General features: G+C 46.2%; 6 protein-coding genes and 1 pseudogene. 6 read left to right on the plus strand and 1 reads right to left on the minus strand.

The annotated features are described in order from the left end of the window. Positions 1-42 precede the first annotated feature (42 nt). The 3 genes from ACO1D1_RS23850 (at position 43) to prmC (ending at position 2,935) form a co-directional block, all read left to right on the plus strand. A complete protein-coding gene (locus tag ACO1D1_RS23850) occupies positions 43-558 on the plus strand; it encodes a hypothetical protein (RefSeq protein ID WP_423337382.1) in 516 nt (171 codons plus the stop codon). 339 nt (positions 559-897) lie between these two features. Further along, positions 898-1,971 (plus strand): peptide chain release factor 1, encoded by a 1,074-nt coding sequence (prfA, locus tag ACO1D1_RS23855; RefSeq protein WP_423337383.1) that lies wholly within the window; start codon positions 898-900, stop codon positions 1,969-1,971. After that, entirely contained in the window at positions 1,964-2,935 is a 972-nt protein-coding gene (gene prmC, locus ACO1D1_RS23860) for a peptide chain release factor N(5)-glutamine methyltransferase (protein ID WP_423337384.1), read from the plus strand. The genes prfA and prmC overlap by 8 nt, the downstream gene beginning before the upstream one ends. A gap of 32 nt (positions 2,936-2,967) precedes the next feature. On the opposite strand, the gene ACO1D1_RS23865 is transcribed toward prmC, so the two are convergent. Further along, positions 2,968-3,531 carry a CBO0543 family protein gene (locus ACO1D1_RS23865; RefSeq protein WP_423337385.1) on the minus strand — a complete coding sequence of 188 codons (564 nt, stop codon included), beginning with the start codon at positions 3,529-3,531 and terminating at the stop codon, positions 2,968-2,970. Positions 3,532-3,724: 193 nt separating this feature from the next. Between ACO1D1_RS23865 and spoIIR the strand changes: the two genes are divergently transcribed. The 3 genes and pseudogenes from spoIIR to ACO1D1_RS23880 all read left to right on the plus strand — a co-directional run. Continuing rightward, positions 3,725-4,711 (plus strand): stage II sporulation protein R, encoded by a 987-nt coding sequence (spoIIR, locus tag ACO1D1_RS23870; protein WP_423337386.1) that lies wholly within the window; start codon positions 3,725-3,727, stop codon positions 4,709-4,711. 285 nt (positions 4,712-4,996) lie between these two features. Continuing rightward, entirely contained in the window at positions 4,997-5,443 is a 447-nt protein-coding gene (locus ACO1D1_RS23875; protein ID WP_423337387.1) for a GNAT family N-acetyltransferase, read from the plus strand. A gap of 184 nt (positions 5,444-5,627) precedes the next feature. Continuing rightward, positions 5,628-6,239 (plus strand): annotated as a pseudogene (locus ACO1D1_RS23880) (L-threonylcarbamoyladenylate synthase); the annotation flags it as partial. Between the last annotated feature and the right edge of the window lie 117 nt (positions 6,240-6,356).

The following is a 6,356-nucleotide window of genomic DNA, read 5'->3' on the forward strand; positions in this document are numbered from 1 at the left end:
GCATGGCCTCCTGGCGGGCATGATAGTAACAGGAGGTGCAATATGCTGAAAAAGTGGATGTTTTTCTCGTTCATCTCGTTAGTTGTTCTATCCGTAAGCGGGTGTCAAAGTAATCGCGGTGCCAATGAGGAAGCTTATGACCTAAGGAATGACCGCACATCCCCAAATTATATGTCAAACCGCGGGGATAATCGTACTATTCCTGAAAATATGACCAACCGTGATCGTGGTAAAAATGAGCAGCATCTCGTCGAAGATGATATCACCAATCAAAATCCCAACTTCCTGGATCTAAAGCACTCGGGAAGCGGCGGTGAGGCTGGTGCAGGAAATCATGGCAACGACATCAACAAGGCGAAACAAGTTATTGACGCATCAAATGAATTTACGGCAGATTCTGTTTGGATCAATGGCGACCGGATGTGGGTGTCTGTTTATAAAAAAGGGATGATGTCTGACCGAGGCAAAGTGGCGGCCGAAGCCCGCCTGCATAAGAAATTAGTCAAGGCCTTGCCGAGATACAATATCGAAGTACGAGTAAAAGAAGACCGCCGTTAACATGCTCTGATTTCTAGGGCATGTTTTTTAATAGGCTGTGTTAAAGAACATTGTTGATTTTGAATACAATGTTGATTGGACGTGGATACAGCGAGACTCCTGCGGGAGCAGCGGGACAGGTGAGACCCCACAGGCGCTTTAGCGCCGAGGAGGCTCACCGCACGCCCCGCGAACCGCTCGCGCCTGGAACGGAAATCAACATTCTCTTTTTTAACGCAGCCTTTTGAGAAATGCCTCCAATATATCCCATCAAAAAATTTCTTCACAATTTGGTTTTGACGCTGGTTTTCACCTATACTATAATTAGAATGTTATGGACTAAAATTGAGGTGAATAGACTTGTTTGATCGTCTTCAATCGGTGGAGGATCGCTATGAGAAGTTGAATGAGCTTTTGAGCGACCCCGAAATTATTAATGATACAAAGAAACTTCGTGATTTTTCTAAGGAACAAGCTGATATACAAGAGACTGTACAAACGTACCGTCAATATAAAGAGGCGCGTGAGCAGCTTCAGGATGCGAAGGCAATGCTGGATGATAAGCTGGATACCGAAATGCGCGAAATGGTGAAAGAAGAGGTTCATGAGCTGGAGGCGCAAATCGAGGAATTAGAGGCGCGGATGAAGATTCTTCTTGTGCCAAAGGATCCGAATGATGACAAAAACGTTATTTTTGAAATCCGCGGTGCTGCCGGCGGAGATGAGGCGGCGCTATTTGCCGGGACGCTTTACCGCATGTACAGCCGTTATGCGGAAGCACAAGGCTGGAAGACGGATTTGATTGATGCCAGTCCGACGGGTCTTGGCGGCTACAAGGAAATTAGTTTTATGATTAATGGTGCTGGTGCTTACTCGAAGTTGAAATTTGAGAACGGAGCACACCGGGTACAGCGTGTGCCGGAAACAGAATCTGGCGGGCGGATTCATACGTCGACGGCAACCGTGGTTTGTTTGCCGGAAGCGGAGGATGTGGAGATTGAAATTCACGATAAGGATATCCGCTTTGATACGTTTGCGTCCAGCGGTGCCGGCGGACAGTCCGTTAACACGACGATGTCGGCTGTTCGGTTGACCCATATTCCAACTGGAATCGTTGTATCGATTCAGGATGAGAAGTCGCAGCATAAGAATAAGGATAAGGCGATGAAGGTATTGCGTGCGCGTGTGTATGATAAGTTCCAGCAGGAAGCGCAGGCGGAGTATGATTCAGTGCGTAAATCGGCTGTTGGTACCGGTGACCGCTCGGAGCGGATTCGGACGTACAACTTCCCGCAGAACCGGGTAACGGACCACCGGATCGGGTTAACGATTCAAAAATTGGATCAAATCATTGAGGGCAAGCTGGATGAAATCATCGATGCATTGGTGATGGATGACCAGGCTCGCAGGCTGGAAGAGGCATCTAATGAGTAAAAAAGTATTCGAAGCTCTGAAATGGGCTTCTTCTTTTTTAATTGAAGCGAATCGGGACGCGAATGCTGGGGAGTTGCTGCTGCGTCATTTCACCGGGTGGTCGCGGGCACAGCTGTTTGCTGAGGCACGCGAGGAGTTGCCTTTGGCGGTTTGGGCGGATTTTGAGCGTGCGGTATTGGAGCACGTGAAGGGTGTGCCGGTCCAGTATATCATCGGGTCAGAGGAGTTTTACGGGCGGACATTTATCGTAAATGAAGCGGTGCTGATTCCGAGGCCGGAAACAGAAGAGCTTGTGGAAGGTGCGCTAAAACGGATGAAACGGCTGAACAAGCGTAACCTGAAAGTAGTTGACATTGGCACAGGCAGCGGCGCCATCGCCATCAGCTTGCAGCTCGAATGGGCAGAAAGTGGGGTGCCTGACACCAATACTACTGCAGAGGCAGTGAAAATGGTGACAGGCACCAATACTACTACAGAGGCAGTAGAAAGGGTGACAGGCACCAATACTGAATGGCCGTCGCTGACGGTTTTTGCTTCTGATATTGCCGAAGAATCTTTGAAGGTGGCGAAGGAAAATGCCCGGCGCCTTCAGGCTGAGGTTGAATTTGTTCAAGGTGATTTGTTACAGCCATTTATCGGCGGCGAGTTCGATATGGTCATCTCGAATCCACCGTATATTCCGCTTGGTGACCAGACGACGATGTCTGAGGTTGTCACAGAGCATGAGCCGCACAGGGCGCTGTTTGCGGGTGTGGATGGCTTGGATTTTTACCGCCGTTTTATAATCGAGCTGCCGCAGGTACTCGCGCCGTACGGGCTCGTATGTTTCGAAATCGGGGCAGGACAGGGCGAAGCGGTAGCGGAGCTTTTTCAAAAAACATTCACACAGGTAAAAGTAGAAATAGTTAATGATATAAATGGCAGGGATCGCATGGTGTTTGCGGAAATCGGCTTCGGGGTGTAGCGGCCCGGGCCTTTTTCCGATTCTTAAAGTATTTATGATTTAGATATAGGGCGATTGCCGCCAATCTTACTGAACCAATAAGCAACATAGAATAGAAATAAATAAATGCAAAAATCATATATGGACAACCAATTTTTTGGATTGTAAAAATGAATCATGACAAAAAATTTCATGGCCACAAAAGCAGAAAATGCCGAAAATATAGCACCTTTTAAAAGTGAATTCGCTTTTGGCTTTATTTGAATCGTAAACATGATGGCCACTGGGGCTAACGAAAAATGATAAGGCAGCAATAATAGGGGGGCAATGGGCGAAAATTTCATCGGATAGCTCCATAATCCTAATGAAACCGCAATAAGGTCAATAACTAGTGATAAAATAATCGTGATTAACCCCCCAAGAAGTAACCTTCCGGTGCTGTCCTTTTTTCTAAATAGCAGCCATATAATCCATGGGACAATGAATAATGCAATCCCGAACCACCATTGCCATGTAAATAGAAAGTGATTCACGACTGCTTCAGACATGATATTATTTCCTTCGATAATCAGCTGAATACCCTTTTTTACTTGTTTAATGCCCTCTGTAAATGCCATCCTTCTCACACCCCTTTTGCTGATCATGTTAAGTTTTCCTGGATATAGGTAAGTTTTTGCCATTTCTCTTCTAATTATTATTTTTTTTATTTTTTTTGGATTGTTTAGCGTTTTGGCAAAAATATTAAAATTTGCTAGTTTAAGATTTTGGCATTTTGTCCACAATGTTGATAGCGAAGGGACGGTGCTCAAGATGAGAAGCAGATTAGCAGTGTGGGGATATTTAGTGGTGTTATCATTGGGGACAATGTTGAATTTATATATGCCAAAGACGGAAGCGGCGGCGAAGGAGTCGATTGTGATTCCGGGGGAAGCGATTCGCCTTCGGATTCTTGCCAATAGTGATTTTGAAAAGGATCAAGCGATTAAACGCAAGGTGCGCGATGCAGTGAATGCGCAGATTACCCTTTGGGTACAGGATTTAACCTCGATGCAGGAAGCGAAAACAGTTATGACGACGAGGCTCCCTGAGATTCAGGCGATTGCGGAAAAAGTAGTGCGCGAACAAGGCTCGAATCAGTCAGTGAAGGTCGAGTTCGGTAAAGTACAGTTTCCAACGAAATTATATGGTCAATTTTTGTACCCGGCTGGTGAGTATCAAGCGATTTTGATTACTTTGGGTAAAGGGGAAGGCGCGAACTGGTGGTGTGTGCTCTACCCGCCGTTATGTTTCCTTGATTTTTCAAATGGTGTTGCGGTAAGTGAGGGGTTTGAAGAAGAAAAGCAGGTGGCGAAGGCTGAAACGGTGAGTGGGAAAGAGGCTATGGCGGAGTTGAAGGCAGATAAATCGGAGCTGAAGGATGATGTGAAGCCGGCGAATGAGGGTGTGGAGCCGGTGAAGAAAGACGTGAAGTCAGCGGATGAGGACGTAAAGCCGGTGAAGGGTGACGTGAAACTGGCGGAAAAAGAGGTCGAGCCAGCGAAAGAGAAAACGTTGAAGGAAGAGACAACGGCTGAGGATACGGATGGGGAAAAGGCAGAAAGCGAAGAAAACGATCATCGTAAAATCAGTAAAAACAGCCCGGTCATGGATGAACAAGCTATGCCGGCTAAAAAAAGTGAAGTGAAAAAGTCGAAGAAGAAGTCCGGCACGGATGCTCCTGTTTACACGGCCGAAGATGAAGAGCCAGTGAAAGTGAAATTCTTCGTTGTGGATATGTGGGAGAAAATCTTTCATTAAAAACCAGTTCCCGAGCGGGCTGGTTTTTCACTTTTTAAATGGACAGCTTTCTCGATTAAAAAAGTTATTGCTTGCCAATCAGCGGATGCGCCGCTTCAATCAGCGGATACGCCGCTTCAATCAGCGGATACTTCACTTCAATCAGCGGATACGCCCTCTTCCATTTTAATATCCACACGAAGAGGGGCGGGAAAAATATTTTTAATAGATTTCAAAAGCCGCACTGTTCTATTTTTCCTATTTTCTCATAGTAATAGAGTAGAATCTTAAAAAGAGGTGGATGGAATGCAGGCGTTGATTCGCAAGGCAAATAAACAGGATTTGAGCAGTTTACGAGAGTTTCTATCAAGGGCAAACCTTGGGACAGATGGCCTAACGGACGAAACGGTTGACTACTTTCTGCTGCTAGAGAATGCAGACGGTTCGCTTCGAGGGTCGCTAGGGATGGAGGTGTTTGGGGAAAACGGGCTCCTGCGTTCACTTGTGGTCTCACCCGGACAAGCTGATAAGGAAATTTTCGTGCTGTTTGATCAAATGGTGCAATTGGCAAAAGAAAAAGGGATGAAAAGCTTGTTTTTGGCAACTAATAAAAGCGTGGCCCTGCCGTTTTTTGAATTAATGGGCTTTCAAAGGACAGGGCAGGAAGAGTTGCCCGTTGAATTTTTTGAGTCAGAACATATTCGACACGTTTTAAATGTGGATAACTCGTTATTTTTAAAATTTTCTATCTAATTGTGGATATATCCACAAAGTTATCCACTTTTTCAAAGAAGTTATACACAATTTGTGGATAAAACTTGTTTTTATCCCCACCTTCTTTTATACTTTCAAACGTATTAGCTGAAAAATATGGGCCTTTCCGTCTAATTTCGCCAAATTTCGATAAAAGGCCCATCGTAGATAAAGGTGGATAACTATGAACACAAAGGTTTGGAAAGTGGATAAATATGTGGATAATCTTGAAAATAATCCACAAGTTGTGGATGCAGCGGATTTTTTACGAAAAAATGAAGTGGTGGCCTTGCCGACAGAGACGGTTTACGGACTTGGCGGCAATGCGGAAAGTGACGAAGCGGTTGCGAAAATTTTTTCGGCAAAGGGGCGGCCTGGAGATAATCCGTTAATTATTCACATCGCGGAACGGAAGCAGCTTGCTAGATTTACAGCAGAGGTTCCTGCGAAGGCCGAAACGCTGATGAACGCATTTTGGCCTGGCCCGCTGACGATTATTTTTAAAAGAAAAGAGGGCGTTCTGTCGGAAAAAGCCACAGCAGGACTCGATACGGTTGCGGTGCGCATGCCGGACCATCCGCTGGCGCTGGCGCTGTTGAAGGTCTGCGGACTGCCGATTGCTGCGCCAAGTGCCAACAGTTCGGGCAAACCAAGCCCAACGAACGCCGCGCATGTATTGGATGATTTAAACGGAAAAATTGCCGGTGTGCTTGACGGCGGCGCAACAGGGGTCGGCGTCGAATCAACCGTTGTGGATTGCACGGAGGCAGTGCCGGTGATTTTAAGGCCGGGCGGGCGAAGCGGCGACGAAAAACGCGGAAAGCGTTTCACTATAAATGCGAAAACGCCTATCTAGGTTGTTGGGTTTGGTAGTTAAACCAGTTTCCAGAACTGAACGAATAGGCTACATAAC

Source organism: Neobacillus sp. 19 (genome assembly GCF_049463095.1).
Taxonomy (GTDB): Bacteria; Bacillota; Bacilli; order Bacillales; family Cytobacillaceae; genus Neobacillus.

Coding starts and splice junctions, on each gene's coding strand:
- ACO1D1_RS23850 (WP_423337382.1), top strand. CDS start 43: ATGCTGAAAAAGTGGATGTTTTTCTCGTTCATCTCGTTAGTTGTTCTA.
- prmC (WP_423337384.1), top strand. CDS start 1,964: ATGAGTAAAAAAGTATTCGAAGCTCTGAAATGGGCTTCTTCTTTTTTA.
- ACO1D1_RS23865 (WP_423337385.1), bottom strand. CDS start 3,531: ATGGCATTTACAGAGGGCATTAAACAAGTAAAAAAGGGTATTCAGCTG.
- spoIIR (WP_423337386.1), top strand. CDS start 3,725: ATGAGAAGCAGATTAGCAGTGTGGGGATATTTAGTGGTGTTATCATTG.
- ACO1D1_RS23875 (WP_423337387.1), top strand. CDS start 4,997: ATGCAGGCGTTGATTCGCAAGGCAAATAAACAGGATTTGAGCAGTTTA.